The organism is Ideonella oryzae, from assembly GCF_024055665.1.
In the GTDB taxonomy this organism is placed as follows: Bacteria; Pseudomonadota; Gammaproteobacteria; order Burkholderiales; family Burkholderiaceae_C; genus Ideonella; species Ideonella oryzae.
Genome location: NZ_JAMXMC010000001.1, coordinates 251,853 through 268,561, shown reverse-complemented (window position 1 = coordinate 268,561; position 16,709 = coordinate 251,853). Strand labels below are relative to the sequence as shown.

Below are 16,709 nucleotides of genomic sequence, written 5' to 3'. Positions count from 1 at the left end.
GGCGAACCTCAGCAGCAGCTGGAGTTGGACTTGACGGGGATGCCCACTGGCTTGCCGCGGCTGGGCGAGCAGTAGGCCGAAGCTTCAGGCTGGGCGGCGGCTTGCGGGGCCGCGGACGGTGCGCAGCAGGCCGACGGCGAGGTCTCCGCCTGGCCGGCTTCCTTGAACACCGGGATGTTGCCCAGGGTGTGGAAGTGCTCCCAGGCGATGCCCTGCGGGTCGGTGACCCAGTGCTTCTCGCTGCGGGCGTAGCAGCAGGTGGTTTCGCCCTCGTCCAGCAAGGCCATGTCGGCGGCTGCGGCGCGGGCCTTCATCTCGGCCAGTTCGGCCGGGTCGTCCGTCTGGATGCCCAGGTGGTCGATGCCGGGCTGGCTGCCGCGGGTGGAGATGGCGAAGTTCACCGGCGGGTCCTGCAGCATCCACTTGGCGTAGTCGGCCTCCACGCGGGCCGGCTCGGCGGCGAACAGCTTGGAATAGAAGCCGATGCTCTGGCCCAGGTCATCGACATGCAGGTGGACGTGAAAGCGCTTCATGGTCGTTCCTTCAGCAGCAGGAGGAGGAGCCGCACGGGGGCGCGGCCGTGGTGGGGACATCGCAAGGCTGCCCCTGGCAGCAATGCGCGGTGAGGTAGGCCAGCAGATCGTTCATCTGCGCCAGATGGGGCTTGTAGAAGAGGTTGCGGCCTTCGCGGTCCACGTTCACCAGGCCGGCATGCACCAGGCCCTTGAGGTGAAACGACAGGGTGGAGGCGGGCAGATCCAGCAGGGCGGACAGCGCGCCGGGCGTCATGCCCGCAGGGCCGGCGCCCACCAGGGCGCGGAACACCCGCAGCCGGGCTTCCTGGGCCAGGGCCGCCAGCGAGGCAACAGCGGTTTTCTCTTCCATGTTTCCATCATCATGGAATTGTTGGAATGAGTCAAGCGCCGCCGCAGGCCCCGCGGCTCAGGCCATGGCCACCCGCACGGGCACCCGGCGCCGGCCCCGGCCGGTGGGGGCCTGGCGGGCAAAGCGCCCGGCCAGTGCGGTGTGGCAGTGCGGGCAGTGGCCTTCGGGTGTCAGCTCGTACTGCAGGATCTCGTGCCAATCCCGCACGATCAGCGCCGCGCCGCAGCCGCTGCAGAAGGTGGTGCCGCCCTCCGGGTCGTGCACATTGCCGGTGTAGACATGGTGCAGCCCCTGGTCCAGCGCGATGCGCCGGGCGCGCTGCAGCGTGGCCGTGGGCGTGCCGGCAATGTCGCTGAGCTTGTAGTCCGGGTGGAAGGCGCTGAAGTGCAGCGGCACGTCCGGCCCCAGCTCGCGGGCCACCCAGCGGCTCAGGGCCTGCAGTTCGGCGTCGCTGTCGTTCAGGCCGGGGATCAGCAGCGTGGTCAGCTCCAGCCAGCAGTCGGTCTCGTGGTGCACATAGGCCAGCGTTTCCAGCACCGGGGCCAGGTGGGCGCCGGTCTGCTGGAAGTAGAAGTCCTCGGTGAAGGCCTTCAGGTCGATGTTGGCCGCGTCCATCTTGGCGAAGAACTCGCGCCGCGGCTCGGCGTGGATGTAGCCGGCCGTCACCGCCACCGTCTTCACGCCCAGGGCGTGGCAGGCGTCGGCGGTGTCCATCGCGTACTCGGCAAAGATCACCGGGTCGTTGTAGGTGAAGGCCACGCTGGCGCAGCCGGTGTCGTGCGCCACCTGGGCGATCTGCGCCGGGCTGGCCTGGTCCATCAGCCGGTCCATCTCGCGGCTCTTGGAGATGTCCCAGTTCTGGCAGAACTTGCAGGCCAGGTTGCAGCCCGCCGTGCCAAAGCTGAACACGCTGCTGCCGGGCAGGAAGTGGTTGAGCGGCTTCTTCTCGATCGGGTCGATGCAGAAGCCCGAGCTGCGGCCGTAGGTGCTCAGCACCATCGCGTCGCCCACGCGCTGGCGCACGAAGCACAGGCCGCTCTGGCCTGCGTGCAGCTTGCAGTCGCGCGGGCACAGGTCGCACTGGATGCGGCCATCGTCCAGCCGGTGCCACCAGCGGGCGGGGTGGTCGGTGCTCATCGCGTGGCCTCCTGTTCTTCAAAGGCTTGCACCTGGTAGCGGGCCAGCGTCAGGTCATCGGCCCAGAAGTCGTCCGGCAGGCCGGCCTTGCGCTTCAGGGCGCTCAGAAAGTCGATGGGATCGGGCAGCTGCTGCCACACCTGCGGCAGGAAGGTGGCGCGCCGCCCCCGCCAGGCCAGGATGAGGCCGTCCACCCCCGGCTGCAGGCGGGCGCAGGCATCGGCCTCGTCCCGCACCGGAAAGGGCACGGGCGGGCTCAGCACCGAGACCTCCACCGACAGGCCCGGCCACTCGGCCGCGGTGAGCGGCGCAAAGCGCGGGTCTTCAAAGGCCGCCTGAAAGGCGTTGTGCCGCACGTCTTCGTCCAGCGAGCGGTGGCCCGCCTCCAGCCGGCCGATGCAGCCGCGCAGCTGCCCCTGGTGCTGCAGCGTGACGAAGGTGGCGCCCGGCGCGGCCAGCGCGGGGCAGGGTGGCTCGGCCCGCAGTGGCAGGCCCAGCGCCGCGGCAATGCTGTTGCGCGCCCGGGCCAGCAGGGCCGGGCCCAGGCCGGCGTCTTCAGGCTCTGCCGCCTTCCCCGCCTTCTCCGGCGGCTGCGGGGCCGGCGCGTCGAAGCTGAAGGCCGCGTAGCCCACCACGCGCTCGCGGTCCCCGGCCGTGTCGCCGGAATTGCGCAGGTCCAGCAGATGCGGCCGCAGCCCGTGGCGGCGGGCGCAGAGCATGGCGCCATTGAGCGGCATGGCGCCGCAGGCATCGTGCGGGTCCAGGTTGCTGCGCTCTTCCAGCACCTGGGCCACCGTGCGGGCGTCCATCACCCGGGCCTGCCCATACGGCAGGTAGTGCGACAGGTCGGAGCTGATGACGATCAGCGTCTCGTCCCCGCCCCACAGCCGTTCCAGCACCTGGGCCACCGCCTCGGGCGCGGCGTCGCCCACCGCCAACGGCACCAGGGTGAAGTCGTCCAGCACCAGCTGCAGAAAGGGCAGCTGCACCTCCAGCGCATGCTCCTGCGCATGCACGCGGTCGTTGCGGCTGACCTGGGGCAGGGCGTCCAGCATGGCCAGGGCCGCGTCGTCCAACGGCACCGGGCCCAGCGGCGTGTCGAACACGGCCACCGTGGGCGCGGCCAGGCCCTGCACCGCCACCCGGTGGGTGGGCCCCAGCAGCACCACGCGGTGGATCTGATCGCGCCAGGGCCGCAGCCGGGCGTAAGCGTGCGCGGCAATCGGGCCCGAATACACCGTGCCCGCGTGCGGCACCACCAGCAGCTTGGGCGGGCGCGAGCCCGGCGGCGTGGCCGGCACCGCGTCCAGATAGCCCTGCAGCTCGGCCCGCAGCAGGGCCGGCGCCGCCGGGTAGAAACGGCCGGCGACGGCGGCGGGGCGGTGGGCGGTAACGGGCATGGCAGACCTCCTGGCGGATCTGCCTGCAAGATGATCCTATCGGCGGTGAAATTCAAGCCCGCCTGTCAGGAACGGGGCGCAAAAGAGCAACTGGCTGCAAGCGGCCGCAAGCGAGCGGCCGCAGAGCGGGGAGGGCGCTCAGCCCACCCAGCCGTGCCGGGCAGCCAGGCGTGCCAGGACGATCTGCACGACGCCCATCAGCGTAATGAACAGCGGGAACGGCGCCGTGGCCGCCGCGCCCTTGTGGGCCAGCAGGTCCGTGCCCGCGAACACGTAGCCGGACCAAATCACTGGTATCGTTGAAGGGGCAGGTCACGCCCTTAAAGCCTTCACGTTCCGCAAGTACGCCAGCCACTACCTCGGTGCCTTCGCGTACCGGGTCAACGGCGGGGTCAGCTTTGAAAATCTGCTGCTCGGCTTGCTTGGCCATGCCGCCATGGCCTCTCTTACCCGGGAACGCCAGAGTCGCAGCAAGGCTTTGGTTCATGACCAATCAGGTGGGATTTTGGGGCAGGCGCCTCGAACTGCAATGTGAAGCACAGTACGCTTCATTGGCTACCAAAAGGCCGATTCCATTCTTCTCGGCGATACTTGGTCTGCATAGGGTTTACGCGACCGTCGTCGCGAACCCTCAAGCCGAGGTGAACTAAGAATGGCAAACGGGACGAAGGCGTCTCCAATCAAGACGCACTTGGCCGAGTTGGAAGCGGTCGTTGAGAAAATCCTCAAGGAGGATGAACAAGGCTCGTCGCGTGCGGCAAGAGCCACGCGTAAGGCTCTGGAAGCAGCCGCAGACAAGCTAACCCGCGCAGACGCAAAGCTTGACCCGGTGATCGGGCCGGTCGCGGTGAAGTCTCACTTGATTAAGTTGGATGCGGTGGTCGACAAGATTGTCAAAGCCAGCGTTGGCGACTCGCCTCGAAAAGTGAGCGCAGCAAGAAAGTTGATCGAGGCGGCGGCCGAGAAGCTAAGCCAAGCCGGCGCGAAGCTCGACCCGGTGATTCGCCCGGATTCGGTGTTCGACCCGACGGCTCCCGTGACGGCCGGGCGCATGATCGCGCTGACACTTGTCGCGCAGAAGTCCTATCCTCTCGCGCGTATCCCCGTTTTCTACGGGTCTGGAGTTTATGCGCTGTACTACAAGGGAACGGTCAAGCCATTCCCAGCATATGAGCCGCTCAAGGGCAAAGATCATCCGATTTATGTCGGAAAGGCCGACCCTGTCGATCGATCAGCGAAAGATGCGATCGCGCAGGGCGTCAGTCTTGGAAAGCGTTTGCGAGAGCACGCTGCGAGAATCATGAAGGTGTCAAGCACGCTCAGCATCGAGGACTTCGAGTGTCGGTTTCTAATTTGCCAATCGGGCTTCCAGCAATCGGCTGAGGCGCACCTGATAAAGGTCTTCGAGCCTATCTGGAATTCCGACACGAAGATTTGCTTTGGGATGAGCAAGCATGGCGATGACCCGGGCGTTCGCGGCAACGGACGATCGCCGTGGTTCACTATGCATCCGGGCGTGGCTTGGGCGGACGACGAGAAGCTGGGCGATCAGAAGTCGAAGGCGCAGATCGAGCAGGAAATAGCTGATCACTTTCGCAAAAAGCCTCCCTACAAGGACATTCACGAGCTATTCGACTTCTTCAGCAAGGAGCTTGGGCAGTTCGAGATGCCCGAAGCCACCGCCGCGATCCCAGTTGACGCAGACGAGGGCATCGACGACGCTGTGGCTGCGGTGACACCGCCTCCCGATGATTCGGAAGAGGCAGAAGTTCCTACCGTCGCCTGAGGCGACTTAAGCGACTCGGCGCCTCGCCCGACCCGCCGCGCTCAACGCGTCGGCGATCGCCGAACCAAAGGCGTAGGCAAGTTGCGTAGGCACGGCGTTGCCTAGTTGCCTCATCGCTTCGCCCCAGGCAACGCTTGAGGGGAATTCGTATTCGTCCGGAAAGCCCTGCAGTCGCGCAGCCTCGCGAACGCTGAAGTAGCGCACGGAGCCGTCATAGTAGGCAAGCATGTTCTCGCCCCCGGGAACGCCGTGGGCGCCCGCCTTTAGCGCCTTTGCGGGAGCGTCCAACGGACTTCCCGTATGGCCTGCGTACGAGCGAGCACCCGGCTGCAACTTGTGGTTTGCGATCTTGACTTTTACCTTGCCCGGCTCCCCCAGGCCTTCAATTGCATCGCGGACAGTGCGCCAAGCGCTGCCGTTTGGACGCACGCCTGCAGCCCGCAAACGCTCGACAGTCTTGCCGACGGATGCAGGCATCTCTGGGCGCTGCGTCGCCGAGACGCCATGACGCTTCCAGTAGTCGCCAGAGACCCATTGATCCCAAAGGAGGGCTTCTTGCGAGTGGGTCGGGGTTGGCGCTTGCCATTCCACTGGCTCGTCTGACCGGAAGCCGACGATGATGACGCGACGGCGCCGCTGCGCCGCACCGTAGTCAGCTGCGTCCACCGCGTGAATTGAAACGTTGTACCTAAGAGCTTGCTGTTCGTCGTGCGCGACCGAATTGCGCAGGCGAGCGGCATGCTCCTCCCAATCCTCTCCTTCTTCCGGCCCTTGTAGCGGGAAACGCAGTTGGAGCAATACGTAGTCAAGGTACGGGCCAAACGCCTCGCGCATAAGACCACGGACGTTCTCGAACATGAATGCTCGCGGAGCCAGCTCTCTAACGGCGCGGGCCGCCTCAGGCCACATGTTTCGTTCGTCAGCTTGGCCCTTGTGCTTGCCACCCACTGAGAACGGCTGGCACGGCGGGCCGCCCGATACCAGCGCAATCTCACCGCGGACTCCCCCGTATTCGACCTCCCGCGCGTCTGCTTCGACGATGTTCCAGTTCGCTACCTGAGCGACTTGGCGTGCCTTGTTGTCGCGAAGCGTACGGCATGAATGAGAGTCCCACTCGACGACCAGTTCGGGCTCGAAGCCCGAGGCGCCAAGACCCATTCCAAGACCTCCCGCACCCGCAAACAATTCGACGCTACGCATCAAGGAATCTCCCAATCCTGGCCCGCAATCGAGGCAAATTTTTCAACTGACACTCCCAAATCACCATCACACCCCAACCAAGCCGCCGGAGAGCACGCATGTTTCGGGAGTCTCTCTCGGCGTTGCCTTGCAGCTTCGCAGACCAAAAATCCTGTCGCGATTTCGGCATTCGGGCAAGTGCACAACCTGCATGCGCGTGCCAGAAACAGCCGTGAACAAAAATCACCTTTCCTCGCGCTGGGAACACCAGGTCGGGTGTGCCCGGTAAGTCCCGACGATGAAGGCGGTATCTGTACCCCATACCATGAACAAGCCGCCTCACCACGAACTCAGGACGCGTGTCCTTGGCCCGCACTCGGGCCATGATTTCCGACCTACGTTCCGCCGTGACGGTGTCCACTCACAAGCTCCGCCTTTCCTGATCGAACAAGGGCCATTGGTCGCCTACGTACTTGGCGGCGGCCTCGCGAACGATCCATGCAACCGACACATGCTTCTCCTCCGCGATGCGTTCCAGCGTCGCATATAGCTCGGCGGGAAAGCTAACGGAAGCGCGCGCCGTCTTAGGCTCACGCTTTTGCTTCGTCTGGGTGTCCTTCATTTGCACCACTTTACATCACTTCGGTGCAAAATTGAAGGTAAGAACCCTAGCTGGCTGATCCCGGGTGAGCAATCAGCAGTTCGGCCACGCCAAAGTGCACTACGGGGGCTTCGCCAAGAACCTGGCGCAGCTGGGGGTGATGTCTGCGCGGCAATGTGGATGACTTGCTGGCGGTCGCTTGCTGTGCAGGTCTTAGTGCGCCCCAAATGTGCTTGAGGCCGCAAGACAGGTCCAATCGGCCAGTCGAGCGGGCCTTCCGGGCGGGAAATCATCCTAGCCTTGCACATCGCGAGATCTCGCCTGTGATGTACACCGCTACTGGGCGCATGGGCGGGGTTTTGCAGACCTCTCCTAGCGGTCGTGCCAAGGACGGCCAAGCCCACGAGAGCCTCGGGCGCGGATTCGACGGCGAGGCCGCTTGTCACACGGTGCGCTTGCCAAAAGAAGAGCTCTATAGAGAGCCGCTCCTGGACGATGACGGCCAGTCTCCAACGACTGAAGCGAATCACTTTTCCTCCCCCACCTCCCAATAAGGCGGGTCCCCAAACGCCGTGCGCAGCCAATCCACCAGCGCGCGCAGCTTGGCGGACACCTTGCGCCCTTCGGGATGGGCGACGTACAGATACTCCGGCGCGGCCTGCAGGCCGATGTCCACCACCTTCAGCGTGCCGGCTCGGATGTCCTGGCCCACGATGAAGCTGGGCAGCATGGCCATACCCAGGCCGGCCAGGACGGCGTCGCGCATCATGTCGCCGTTGTTCACGCGCAGTGCCGCGGGCGGGCGCACGAAGTCGGTGGGCTCCGTGCCTTCACCTTCAAAGCGCCAGTCGGCAATGCCGCGGTTCAGGTAGTAGATGGCGCGGTGGCCGGCCAGGTCGGCCGGGCTCTGGGGCTGGCCGTGGCGGGCCAGGTAGTCGGGCGACGCCACCAGCCTGCGCTGGCCGCGCGCCAGCGTCCAGGCCACCAGGCGCGAATCTTCAATGCGGCCGTGGCGGATGACGGCGTCGAAGCCTTCGGCCATGGCGTCCACCCGGCGGTCGTCCAGTTCCAGCGTCAGCGCAATGGCGGGGTGGCGGGCCAGAAAGGGGTAGAGCGCCGGCCCCAGGTGCGCGCGCCCGAAGGTGACGGGGGCGGACAGGCGCATGGGCCCGGCCAGCTCGCCGCGGCGCTCGGCCATGTCGGCCACGGCCTCGTCCACGTCCTGCACCAGGCGCCGGGCTCGCACCAGAAAGGCGGCGCCGTCTTCGGTCAGGCTCAGGCGCCGGGTGGTGCGGTGGAAGAGGCGGGCGCCCAGGTCTTCTTCCAGCGCGGCCAGCCGGCTGCTGACGACCGATTTGGACCAGCCCCCGCGCCGCGCGGCGGCGCTGATGGAGCCCACCTCCGCCACGGCGACAAAGCTGGCGATGTCCTCGAGCTTGAGCATGGCGGGCCCTTCGGCGGGCGCTGGGGTGGCCCGGTGCGTGCCAGTTTACGGACGACGCCCGGTCGGATTGTTCTGCTTTTGCGGAAAGTTGATCCGCGGCTGGCTGGCTTCTCTCGGCGCTGCAGCAGGAACAGACTGCGTCATCGCCAATGAAGGCGCAATTCAACGGTCTGCAACTGTCAGACGAAGGAGAACAGCATGAGCGGAAGACTGAACGGCAAGGTGGCCCTGGTGACGGGTGCTAGTTCCGGCATTGGGCGGGCCACGGCGCGCCTGTTTGCGGCCGAAGGGGCCCGGGTGGTGGTGGGCGCGCGCCGCGCCGCCGAGCTGGATGAACTGGTGGCCGAGATTGCCGCTGCGGGCGGCAGCGCGGTGGCGCTGGCGGGGGATGTGCGCTCAGAGGCCTATGCCGAGGCGCTGGTGGCGCTGGCCGTGCAGCGTTACGGCCGGCTGGACGTGGCGTTCAACAACGCCGGCACGCTGGGCGAGGGCGGGCCGAGCATTGAGGTGTCCGAAGCCGGCTGGGCCGACACGCTGGCCATCAACCTCACCGGCGCCTTCCTGGGCGCCAAGCACCAGATCGCGCAGATGCTGAAGAACGGCGGCGGCTCGGTCATCTTCACCTCCACCTTCGTGGGCTACACGGTGGCCTTTCCCGGCACCACGGCCTACGCGGCCAGCAAGTCGGGCCTGATCGGCCTGACCCAGGCGCTGGCGGCCGAATATGGCCCGCAGCAGGTGCGGGTGAATGCCGTGCTGCCCGGCGCGGTGGACACGGCCATGTACCGCAGCAAGAACAACAGCGCTGAGTCGCAGGCTTTTCTCACCGGCCTGCACGCCCTCAAGCGCGTGGCCCAGCCCGAAGAGATCGCCCGCTCGGTGCTCTACCTGGCCTCGGACGATGCGTCCTTCGTGACAGGCACGGCGTCGCTGGTGGATGGCGGGCTGTCGATCACGCGCACCTGAGGGCGCACGCGGTGGGTCAGTACCGGGTGAAGACGCCGCCGGTTTGGCCGGGCTTGTGGGCTTCGCAGGTCTTGCGCAGGCCTTCCAGCCCACCCGTGCCGGCATCGGCCCGGTAGTAGTAGCGGTCGACGGTCAGGTTGCCGCCGGGCAGCGATGCGCGGCAGCGCGCCAGGGCACCGGCCGGGCAGGCGCTGACGGCCGTCACCACGGGGGGCACATCCTTGGGGCCGAGCGTCATCTTGCCGGCGCTGTCGCACCACGCCTTGCCCGATTCGACCGCGTCAGGGCCCTTCGAAGCTGGTGCATTCGTGGATGTGGATGGGCGCGGGAATGATGGGCGGCATGGCGTGAATCTCCCCCACCTGCTCGCAGGCATAGGCGGGCGCCGCATGGGCGAAGGGGGCGCCCATGGCCAGCAGCAGACCGATGGCAGATGGACCCAGGCGTTGGAGGTTCATGCAGTTCTCGCAGGGGGCAGTACAGAGCCGCAGAGTGTGCCGTGAACGCCTGCGGCCACAAGCCGCCAGTTTGGGGGGGAAGACGGGAGGCCCTTCACAGCGCTGTGACGCATGAACGGGCATCAGCCCTGCTGGATCCGTGGATAGCGCCTCGGTGAAAAAATGAATCCGAACTCATGAAGCGGAATCATCAATGGCACGGGACAACGACATCAGCGACCTGATGGCCTTTCTGGCGGTGGCGCGCGAGCGCAGCTTCACCCGGGCCGCTGCCAAGCTGGGCGTGTCCCAGTCGGCGCTCAGCCACACGTTGCGCGCCATGGAAGCGCGCATGGGCCTGCGCCTGCTCACCCGCACCACGCGCAGCGTGGCGCCCACGGAAGCGGGCGAGCGCCTGCTGCAGACGGTGGGCCCGCGGCTGGACGAGATCGAGGCCGAGCTGCGCGCCCTGAAGGAGATGCGGGACCAGCCCGCCGGCACGGTGCGCATCACCGCCATCGATTTCGCGGTGGACCATGTCATCTGGCCGCGCCTGGCGCCGCTGCTGCTGCAGTACCCGGACATCCAGGTCGAGGTCAGCGTGGACTACCGGCTGACCGACATCGTGGCCGATGGCTTCGACATCGGGGTGCGCCATGGCGACCAGGTGGAGAAGGACATGATCGCCGTGCCGGTGGACGCGCCGATGCAGATGGCCATGGTGGCCAGCCCGGCCTACTTCGCCCGCCACCCGGTGCCGCGCACGCCGCAGGACTTGACGACCCAGCAGTGCATCACGCTGCGCCTGCCCACCAAGGGCGGGCTCTATGCGTGGGAGCTGGAAAAGGGCCGGCAGAAGCTGCAGGCGCGGGTGTCCGGCCAGGTGGTGTTCAACGGCGTGTACCAGATGGTCAACGCCGCGCTGTCGGGCCTGGGCCTGGCCTTCGTGCCCGACGATCTGGTGGCCCCGCATGTGGCCCAGGGCAACCTGGTGCGGGTGATGGAGGACTGGTGCCCGGCCTTCCCCGGCCTGCATCTGTACTACCCCAGCCGGCGGCAGTCCTCGCGCGCGCTGCAACTGGTGGTGGAGGCGCTGCGCTACCGCCGCCCGGCCCTGGGCGAGGCACCCGTCAAGGGCAGCACACGCAGCAGGAAAGTCCTGACGAATTCATGAGTCGCCTTCATGAGGTCTAGAGGTCTGACCCGACTACACAGGGCCAGCCTGGGGCCTTAACGTTCCGCCTTCCTGCCACCCGACGCTGGGAGGCCAGGGCCACAAGAACGCACAGGGAAGGACGCAGACCATGGAACCTTTGGACGCACAGGTGCTGCGCCAGAGCCTGCAATGGCAGGCCCAGGGCCAGCGCGTGCTGCTCGTCACCGTGGCCCGCACCTGGGGCTCGTCCCCCCGGCCGCCGGGCTCGCTGATGGCGCTGCGCGAAGATGGCCTCACGGTCGGTTCGGTCTCCGGCGGCTGCGTGGAAGACGACCTGGTGCACCGCCTGCGCCAGGGCGACATCGGCCTGGACGCCGCCACCGACCGCCCGCGCCTGGTGCGCTACGGTGTGACGACCGAGCAGGCCCACCGCTTCGGCCTGCCCTGCGGCGGCACGCTGGAGCTGATGCTCGAACCCCTGTCGGCCCACAGCCGCCTGGCCGAAACCCTGGCCGCGCTGGAACAGCGCCAGACGGTGCAGCGCACGCTGGACCTGCGCAGCGGCGTCGTCACGCTGGCGCCCGGCGGGCACGACGCGGCGCCCCGTTGGGTGGACGAGCATCACTTCGTCAGCCCGCTGGGGCCGCAGGCGCGGCTGCTGCTGATCGGCGCGGGGGATCTGTCCCGCTACCTGGCCGGCATGGCGCGCGGCATGGGCTTTGACGTGACCGTGTGCGACCCCCGGCCCGAACAAGCCCAATGGGCCGAGCCCGGCGTCGGCTTCAGCCGCGAGATGCCCGACGACCTGGTGCAGCGCCTGCGGCCGGACCGCCGCACCGCGGTGGTGGCCGTCAGCCACGACCCCAAGCTCGACGACCTGGCCCTGATCGACGCGCTGCAGACCGAGGCCTTCTATGTCGGTGCCATCGGCTCGCGGCGCAACAGCGCCACCCGGCGCCAGCGCCTGCGCGAGCACTTCGGCCTGAGCGAGGCCCAGCTCGACCGCCTGCGCGGCCCGGCCGGCCTGCCCATCGGCAGCAAGACGCCGGCCGAGATCGCCCTGTCCATCCTGGCGGAGGTGGTGGCCACCAAGAACGGTGTGGCCGCAGCCGCAGTCCTTTCCTCCGCCCCTTCACAACCCTCCACTGACGCGGTGACCCACCCATGACCACCCTGAAGATCAACGGCCGCCCTGTGGCGGTGGACACCCCGCCCGACACCCCGCTGCTGTGGGTGCTGCGCGACGAGCTGGGCATGACCGGCACCAAGTTCGGCTGCGGCATGGCCCTGTGCGGCGCCTGCACCGTGCACGTCGACGGCCGGCCCACGCGTTCCTGCGTCACGCCCATTGCCGCGGTGGGCGACCAGGCGGTGAGCACCATCGACGCCATGGCCGACGACCGCGTGGGCCGCGTGGTGCAGGCGGCCTGGGTGGAGCTGGGCGTGGCCCAGTGCGGCTACTGCCAGGCCGGGCAGATCATGTCGGCCGTGGCCCTGCTCAAGCAGCAGCCCAAGCCGTCGGAGCGCCAGATCGACGAGGCGATGAACAGCAACATCTGCCGCTGCGGCACCTACCCGCGCATCCGTGCGGCCATCCAGCTGGCGGCCAGCCGTCTTCAAGGAGCGAAGTGATGAACACGGCCAACCTGACACTCTCGCGCCGCACCCTGCTGAAGGCCGCCACCGGCGGCCTGATGCTGTCGGTGGGGCTGGACGGCGTGGTGCACGCCGCCGAAGCCAAGAAGTACGGCGGCGACGCCATGCCCGGCGGCACGGTGGACAACCCCCTGGTCTTCGTCAGCATCGGGGCCGATGGCCGGGTGCAGATCATCGCCCACCGGGCCGAGATGGGCACCGGCGCGCGCACCAGCCTGCCCATGGTGGTGGCCGACGAATTGGAGGCCGACTGGGCGCAGGTCAAGGTGGTGCAGGCCGATGCCGGCGAGGCCCGCTACGGCAACCAGAACACCGACGGCTCGCGCAGCATCCGCCACTTCTACCAGCCCATGCGCCGCGTGGGCGCGGCGGCCCGGCAGATGCTGGAGGCCGCCGCCGCCGCCCAGTGGGGCGTGCCGGTGGGCGAGGTGAAGGCCATGCGCCACGAGGTGCTGCACAGCGCCAGCGGCCGCCGCCTGGGCTACGGCGCGCTGGCCGAGGCGGCCGCCCGGCTGCCAGTGCCGGCCGGCAGCGCCCTGCGGCTGAAGACCACGGCCGAGTTCCGCTACATCGGCAAGGGCCAGGTGCGGCCGGTGGACCTGGCGGACATCGGCCAGGGCCACGCTGTCTATGGCCAGGACATCCACCTGCCCGGCATGGTCTACGCCGTGGTGGCCCGCCCGCCGGTGGTGGGCGGCAAGGTCAAGGCGGTGGACAGCGCCGCGGCGCTGCAGGTGGCGGGGGTACAGAAGATCGTCGACATCCCGCCGTTCAAGGGCGTGCCGGCCTTCCAGCCCCTGGGCGGCGTGGCCGTGGTGGCCCGCAACACCTGGGCCGCCATGCAGGGCCGCGCGGCGCTGAAGATCGACTGGGACCACGGCCCCAACGGGGCCTACGACTCGGCCCGCTACCGCCAGGCCCTGGAGGCCAGCGCCCGTGCGCCGGGCAAGGCGGTGCGCAGCGATGGCGACGCGCTGGCCTCGCTGGCCCAGGCCGCGCCGGCACAGAAGCTGGTGGCCGAGTACTACCTGCCGCACCTGGCCCACGCCAGCATGGAGCCGCCGGCCGCCACGGCGCTGGTGACCGAAGGGCGCTGCGAGGTCTGGACCTCCTGCCAGGCCCCGCAGGCCGCGGTGGAAGGCGTGGCCGGTGCGCTGGGCCTGAAGCCCGAGCAGGTGACGGTGCACCAGGCGCTGCTGGGCGGCGGTTTCGGCCGCAAGTCCAAACCCGACTACGTGGTGGAGGCCGCGCTGATCGCCAAGACCATGCCCGGCACGCCGGTGAAGGTGGTGTGGACGCGCGACGACGACATCCGCCACGACTACCTGCACACCGTGTCGGTGGAGCGGCTGGAGGCGGTGCTGCGCCCCGACGGCCGGCCCGAGACCTGGCTGCACCGCTCGGTGGCGCCGTCCATCGCCTCGCTGTTCGCCCCGGGTGTGAAGACCGAGGCCGAGTTCGAGGTCGGCATGACGGCCATCAACGTGCCCTATGCCATCCCGAACGTGCGCATCGAGGTGGGCGAGGCCGAGGCCATGGCCCGCATCGGCTGGTTCCGCTCGGTGTCCAACATCCCGCACGCCTTTGCGGTGCAATGCTTCCTGAGCGAACTGGCCCACCGTGCCGGCCGCGACCCGAAGGACTACGCGCTGGAGCTGATCGGCCCGCCGCGTCAGATCGCCCCGGCCGCGCTGGGCGACCACTGGAACTACGGCGAATCGCCCGAGCGCTACCCGGTGGACACCGGCCGGCTGCGCGGTGTGATCGAGGCGGTGACGCAGGGCGCCCGCTGGGGCCGCAAGCTGCCCCAGGGCCACGGCCTGGGCCTGGCCTTCGCGTACAGCTTCATGAGCTACACCGCCACGGTGGTGGAGGTGGCGGTGGATGCCAAGGGCGCGCTGCAGATCGTGGCGGTGGACATGGGCATCGACTGCGGCCCGCAGATCAACCCCGAGCGCATCCGTGCGCAGATGGAAGGGGCGGCGGTGATGGGCATCGGCCTGACGCTGACTGGCGAGATCAGCTTCGAGGGTGGGCACGTCAGGCAGAGCAACTTCCACGACTACGAGGTGCTGCGCCACGCCCAGTCGCCGCGCACCATCCGCACCCACCTGGTCAACAACGACCCGGCCCTGCCGCCCGGCGGCGTGGGCGAGCCGCCGCTGCCGCCGGTGGCGCCGGCCCTGTGCAATGCGATCTTCGCGGCCACCGGCCGGCGTATCCGCCAGCTGCCGGTGCGCGATCAGCTGACGAAGAAGGCCTGAGCGCGGCCATGCAGAGTCCTGGCGCGCAGCGAGGCCCGGTCGGCATCCTGCTGTGCGCGGGCTTCGGCCGGCGCTTCGGGGGGGACAAGCTGCTGGCACCGCTGGCCGATGGCACGCCGGTGGCGGTGGCCAGCGCCCGCACGCTGGTGGCCGCGCTGGGCCAGGCGGTGGCGGTGGTGCGGCCCGAGCAGGATGCGCTGCAGGCCCGGCTGGCCGAGACCGGCATCGGGCTGCTGGTCTGCCCCGAGGCCGAAGGCGGCATGGGCGCCGCACTGGCGGCCGCGGTGCAGCGTCAGGGCCCGGCGTCTGGCTGGGTCGTCGCCTTGGGCGACATGCCCTGCGTGGCCGAGCTCACCATCCGCCAGGTGGCCGGCGCGCTGGCGGGGGGCGCCTCGCTGGCCGCGCCGTTCCATCAGGGCGTGCGCGGACATCCGGTGGGCTTTGCACCGGCATGGCGCAGCGCGTTGCTCAGCCTGACGGGCGACGAAGGCGCACGGGCCCTGCTGCGGCAGCATGCCGCGGAGCTCACCCTCATCGACGTGGATGACCCGGGCTGCCTGCAGGATGTGGACACGCCACAGGACCTTGTCGGGCTCTCCAGGCACGGGCGCTGAATTCAGCCGCGCACTTCCATCTGGTTTTCCACGCCACGCACGCCATCGACCTGCATGGCCAACTGGGTGGCCCGGGCGCGGGCCTTTTCGTCGGGCGCTTCACCCTTGAGCAGCACATGGCCGTTGCGGGTGTCCACATTCACCTTCAGCACATTGAGCTGTGGATCCTGGGCGAGCTTGGCGTTGATGGCCGTGGTGATGGCGGCGTCGTCCACTGCGCTGGCGGCCTTCTTGGCAGCGCGGTTGAACTTGTCGCCCACTTCGATGGCGGCCTCGGCGCTGGCATCCCGCGCCTGGTCCAGTTCGCGGGAAGCCTGTGCCTGTGCCGTCTCGATCTTGCTGTCCGCCTGGGCAATGGCGGCATCCACCTTCTCGCCAGCGGTCTTGTCATGGTCGCGCTCGGAGCAGGCGCTCAAGGCCAGCCCGCCCGCGCACAAGGCGGCCAGGGTCAGCGTTCGCAGGGCAGTGGGGTGCAGGGCAGTCATCATGGTCATCTCCTGGTGGTGGCGGGTGGGGGTCATGGCTTGCGCATCAGGCCGACCACGAAGGACACGGCAGCCATGACCAGGAAGACCACGAACAGGATCTTGGCAATGCTCGCGGCACCGGCGGCGATGCCGCCAAAGCCCAGCAGGGCCGCAATCAGGGCGATCACGAGAAAGACGACGGTGTAGTGCAGCATGGTGAACTCCTCTCTGAGAAGAAGACGGTGTCTTCCATGGGGTTCGCGGCCCCGTCCGGGCCTGCGATGACTTCACTGTAGGAGGCCCGTGGTCGGGCCGGCAGCGGTCAAGCGCGCATCTGGCTGTGGGATCAGGCGGCGGTGCGGCGTCGGCATCGTCCTACGCCAGGCCAAGGCCTGCGCACTGCCAGGGGCGCAAAGAGCCCCCGTGGGCCGAGGCACCCGCGGGGGTGGAATGCGCGATGAAACGCTGTGGCGTCAGGTCAGGGCGTCGGACTCAGTGATCGAGCCGGTCAAGGCGCTTTTCCCAGTCCTTGAGCTGACGTTCGGCCTCGTCCTTGGCGATGCCATAACGTTCCTGCAGCTTGCCGGCCAACTGTTCACGGCGCCCCGCGATGAGGTCCAGGTCGTCGTCGGTGAGCTTGCCCCACTGCTCGACGACCTTGCCCTTGATCTGTTTCCAGTTGCCTTCGATGCGTTGCCAGTTCATGTGAACTCCTTT

At 68.3% G+C, this 16,709-nt stretch carries 21 protein-coding genes; 7 read left to right on the top strand and 14 right to left on the bottom strand.

The genetic code is table 11. From position 1 onward, the window contains the following. Positions 1-8 precede the first annotated feature (8 nt). From M0L44_RS01335 to M0L44_RS01315, 5 genes are all read right to left on the bottom strand, one after another. The gene (locus M0L44_RS01335; RefSeq protein ID WP_252767812.1) at positions 9-533 is read right to left on the bottom strand and encodes an ArsI/CadI family heavy metal resistance metalloenzyme; all 525 of its coding nucleotides are present in this window, start codon (positions 531-533) and stop codon (positions 9-11) included. Between the two features lie 10 nt (positions 534-543). Then, a complete protein-coding gene (locus M0L44_RS01330; protein ID WP_252767811.1) occupies positions 544-885 on the bottom strand; it encodes an ArsR/SmtB family transcription factor in 342 nt (113 codons plus the stop codon). A gap of 57 nt (positions 886-942) precedes the next feature. Further along, positions 943-2,022, bottom strand: a complete 1,080-nt coding sequence (amrS, locus tag M0L44_RS01325; RefSeq protein ID WP_252767810.1) for an AmmeMemoRadiSam system radical SAM enzyme — start codon at positions 2,020-2,022, stop codon at positions 943-945. Further along, positions 2,019-3,422: an AmmeMemoRadiSam system protein B gene (gene amrB / locus M0L44_RS01320; RefSeq protein ID WP_252767809.1), complete on the bottom strand. Its 1,404-nt coding sequence runs from the start codon at positions 3,420-3,422 to the stop codon at positions 2,019-2,021. The genes amrS and amrB overlap by 4 nt, the downstream gene beginning before the upstream one ends. Before the next feature lie 138 nt (positions 3,423-3,560). Then, positions 3,561-3,713 carry a hypothetical protein gene (locus M0L44_RS01315; RefSeq protein ID WP_252767808.1) on the bottom strand — a complete coding sequence of 51 codons (153 nt, stop codon included), beginning with the start codon at positions 3,711-3,713 and terminating at the stop codon, positions 3,561-3,563. 400 nt (positions 3,714-4,113) lie between these two features. On the opposite strand from M0L44_RS01315, the gene M0L44_RS01310 reads away from it, so the two are divergent. Next, entirely contained in the window at positions 4,114-5,208 is a 1,095-nt protein-coding gene (locus M0L44_RS01310; RefSeq protein ID WP_252767807.1) for an Eco29kI family restriction endonuclease, read from the top strand. A gap of 6 nt (positions 5,209-5,214) precedes the next feature. Here the strand turns inward: M0L44_RS01310 and M0L44_RS01305 are convergent, their stop codons facing one another. The 4 genes from M0L44_RS01305 to M0L44_RS01290 form a co-directional block, all read right to left on the bottom strand. Further along, positions 5,215-6,408 (bottom strand): DNA cytosine methyltransferase, encoded by a 1,194-nt coding sequence (locus tag M0L44_RS01305; RefSeq protein ID WP_252767806.1) that lies wholly within the window; start codon positions 6,406-6,408, stop codon positions 5,215-5,217. Further along, positions 6,401-6,808: a very short patch repair endonuclease gene (locus M0L44_RS01300; protein ID WP_354004088.1), complete on the bottom strand. Its 408-nt coding sequence runs from the start codon at positions 6,806-6,808 to the stop codon at positions 6,401-6,403. Before M0L44_RS01300 ends, M0L44_RS01305 begins: the two co-directional genes overlap by 8 nt. Then, entirely contained in the window at positions 6,809-7,009 is a 201-nt protein-coding gene (locus M0L44_RS01295; protein ID WP_252767805.1) for a ribbon-helix-helix domain-containing protein, read from the bottom strand. A 505-nt stretch (positions 7,010-7,514) separates the two neighbouring features. Continuing rightward, positions 7,515-8,432 carry a LysR family transcriptional regulator gene (locus M0L44_RS01290; protein ID WP_252767804.1) on the bottom strand — a complete coding sequence of 306 codons (918 nt, stop codon included), beginning with the start codon at positions 8,430-8,432 and terminating at the stop codon, positions 7,515-7,517. A gap of 198 nt (positions 8,433-8,630) precedes the next feature. Between M0L44_RS01290 and M0L44_RS01285 the strand changes: the two genes are divergently transcribed. Then, complete coding sequence (locus M0L44_RS01285; protein WP_252767803.1) at positions 8,631-9,398, top strand: SDR family oxidoreductase; 768 nt, start codon at positions 8,631-8,633, stop codon at positions 9,396-9,398. 16 nt (positions 9,399-9,414) lie between these two features. On the opposite strand, the gene M0L44_RS01280 is transcribed toward M0L44_RS01285, so the two are convergent. Both M0L44_RS01280 and M0L44_RS01275 read right to left on the bottom strand, forming a co-directional pair. Further along, complete coding sequence (locus M0L44_RS01280) at positions 9,415-9,636, bottom strand: hypothetical protein (protein WP_252767802.1); 222 nt, start codon at positions 9,634-9,636, stop codon at positions 9,415-9,417. 43 nt (positions 9,637-9,679) lie between these two features. Next, positions 9,680-9,856: a hypothetical protein gene (locus M0L44_RS01275; RefSeq protein ID WP_252767801.1), complete on the bottom strand. Its 177-nt coding sequence runs from the start codon at positions 9,854-9,856 to the stop codon at positions 9,680-9,682. A 193-nt stretch (positions 9,857-10,049) separates the two neighbouring features. Here M0L44_RS01275 and M0L44_RS01270 point away from each other — a divergent pair, with 193 nt between their 5' ends. From M0L44_RS01270 to M0L44_RS01250, 5 genes are all read left to right on the top strand, one after another. Further along, positions 10,050-11,009: a LysR family transcriptional regulator gene (locus M0L44_RS01270; RefSeq protein ID WP_252767800.1), complete on the top strand. Its 960-nt coding sequence runs from the start codon at positions 10,050-10,052 to the stop codon at positions 11,007-11,009. Positions 11,010-11,139: 130 nt separating this feature from the next. Beyond that, positions 11,140-12,159 carry an XdhC family protein gene (locus tag M0L44_RS01265; RefSeq protein WP_252767799.1) on the top strand — a complete coding sequence of 340 codons (1,020 nt, stop codon included), beginning with the start codon at positions 11,140-11,142 and terminating at the stop codon, positions 12,157-12,159. After that, positions 12,156-12,623: a (2Fe-2S)-binding protein gene (locus M0L44_RS01260; protein WP_252767798.1), complete on the top strand. Its 468-nt coding sequence runs from the start codon at positions 12,156-12,158 to the stop codon at positions 12,621-12,623. Before M0L44_RS01265 ends, M0L44_RS01260 begins: the two co-directional genes overlap by 4 nt. Then, positions 12,623-14,911: a xanthine dehydrogenase family protein molybdopterin-binding subunit gene (locus M0L44_RS01255; RefSeq protein WP_252767797.1), complete on the top strand. Its 2,289-nt coding sequence runs from the start codon at positions 12,623-12,625 to the stop codon at positions 14,909-14,911. The genes M0L44_RS01260 and M0L44_RS01255 overlap by 1 nt, the downstream gene beginning before the upstream one ends. Positions 14,912-14,919: 8 nt before the next feature. Next, positions 14,920-15,525 (top strand): nucleotidyltransferase family protein, encoded by a 606-nt coding sequence (locus M0L44_RS01250; RefSeq protein ID WP_252767796.1) that lies wholly within the window; start codon positions 14,920-14,922, stop codon positions 15,523-15,525. A 2-nt stretch (positions 15,526-15,527) separates the two neighbouring features. Here M0L44_RS01250 and M0L44_RS01245 read toward each other — a convergent pair whose 3' ends face one another. The 3 genes from M0L44_RS01245 to M0L44_RS01235 form a co-directional block, all read right to left on the bottom strand. Beyond that, complete coding sequence (locus M0L44_RS01245; RefSeq protein ID WP_252767795.1) at positions 15,528-16,013, bottom strand: BON domain-containing protein; 486 nt, start codon at positions 16,011-16,013, stop codon at positions 15,528-15,530. A gap of 29 nt (positions 16,014-16,042) precedes the next feature. Continuing rightward, a complete protein-coding gene (locus tag M0L44_RS01240) occupies positions 16,043-16,207 on the bottom strand; it encodes a DUF1328 domain-containing protein (protein ID WP_252767794.1) in 165 nt (54 codons plus the stop codon). A gap of 277 nt (positions 16,208-16,484) precedes the next feature. Continuing rightward, positions 16,485-16,697, bottom strand: coding sequence for a CsbD family protein (locus M0L44_RS01235; protein ID WP_252767793.1), 213 nt, complete (start codon positions 16,695-16,697; stop codon positions 16,485-16,487). Between the last annotated feature and the right edge of the window lie 12 nt (positions 16,698-16,709).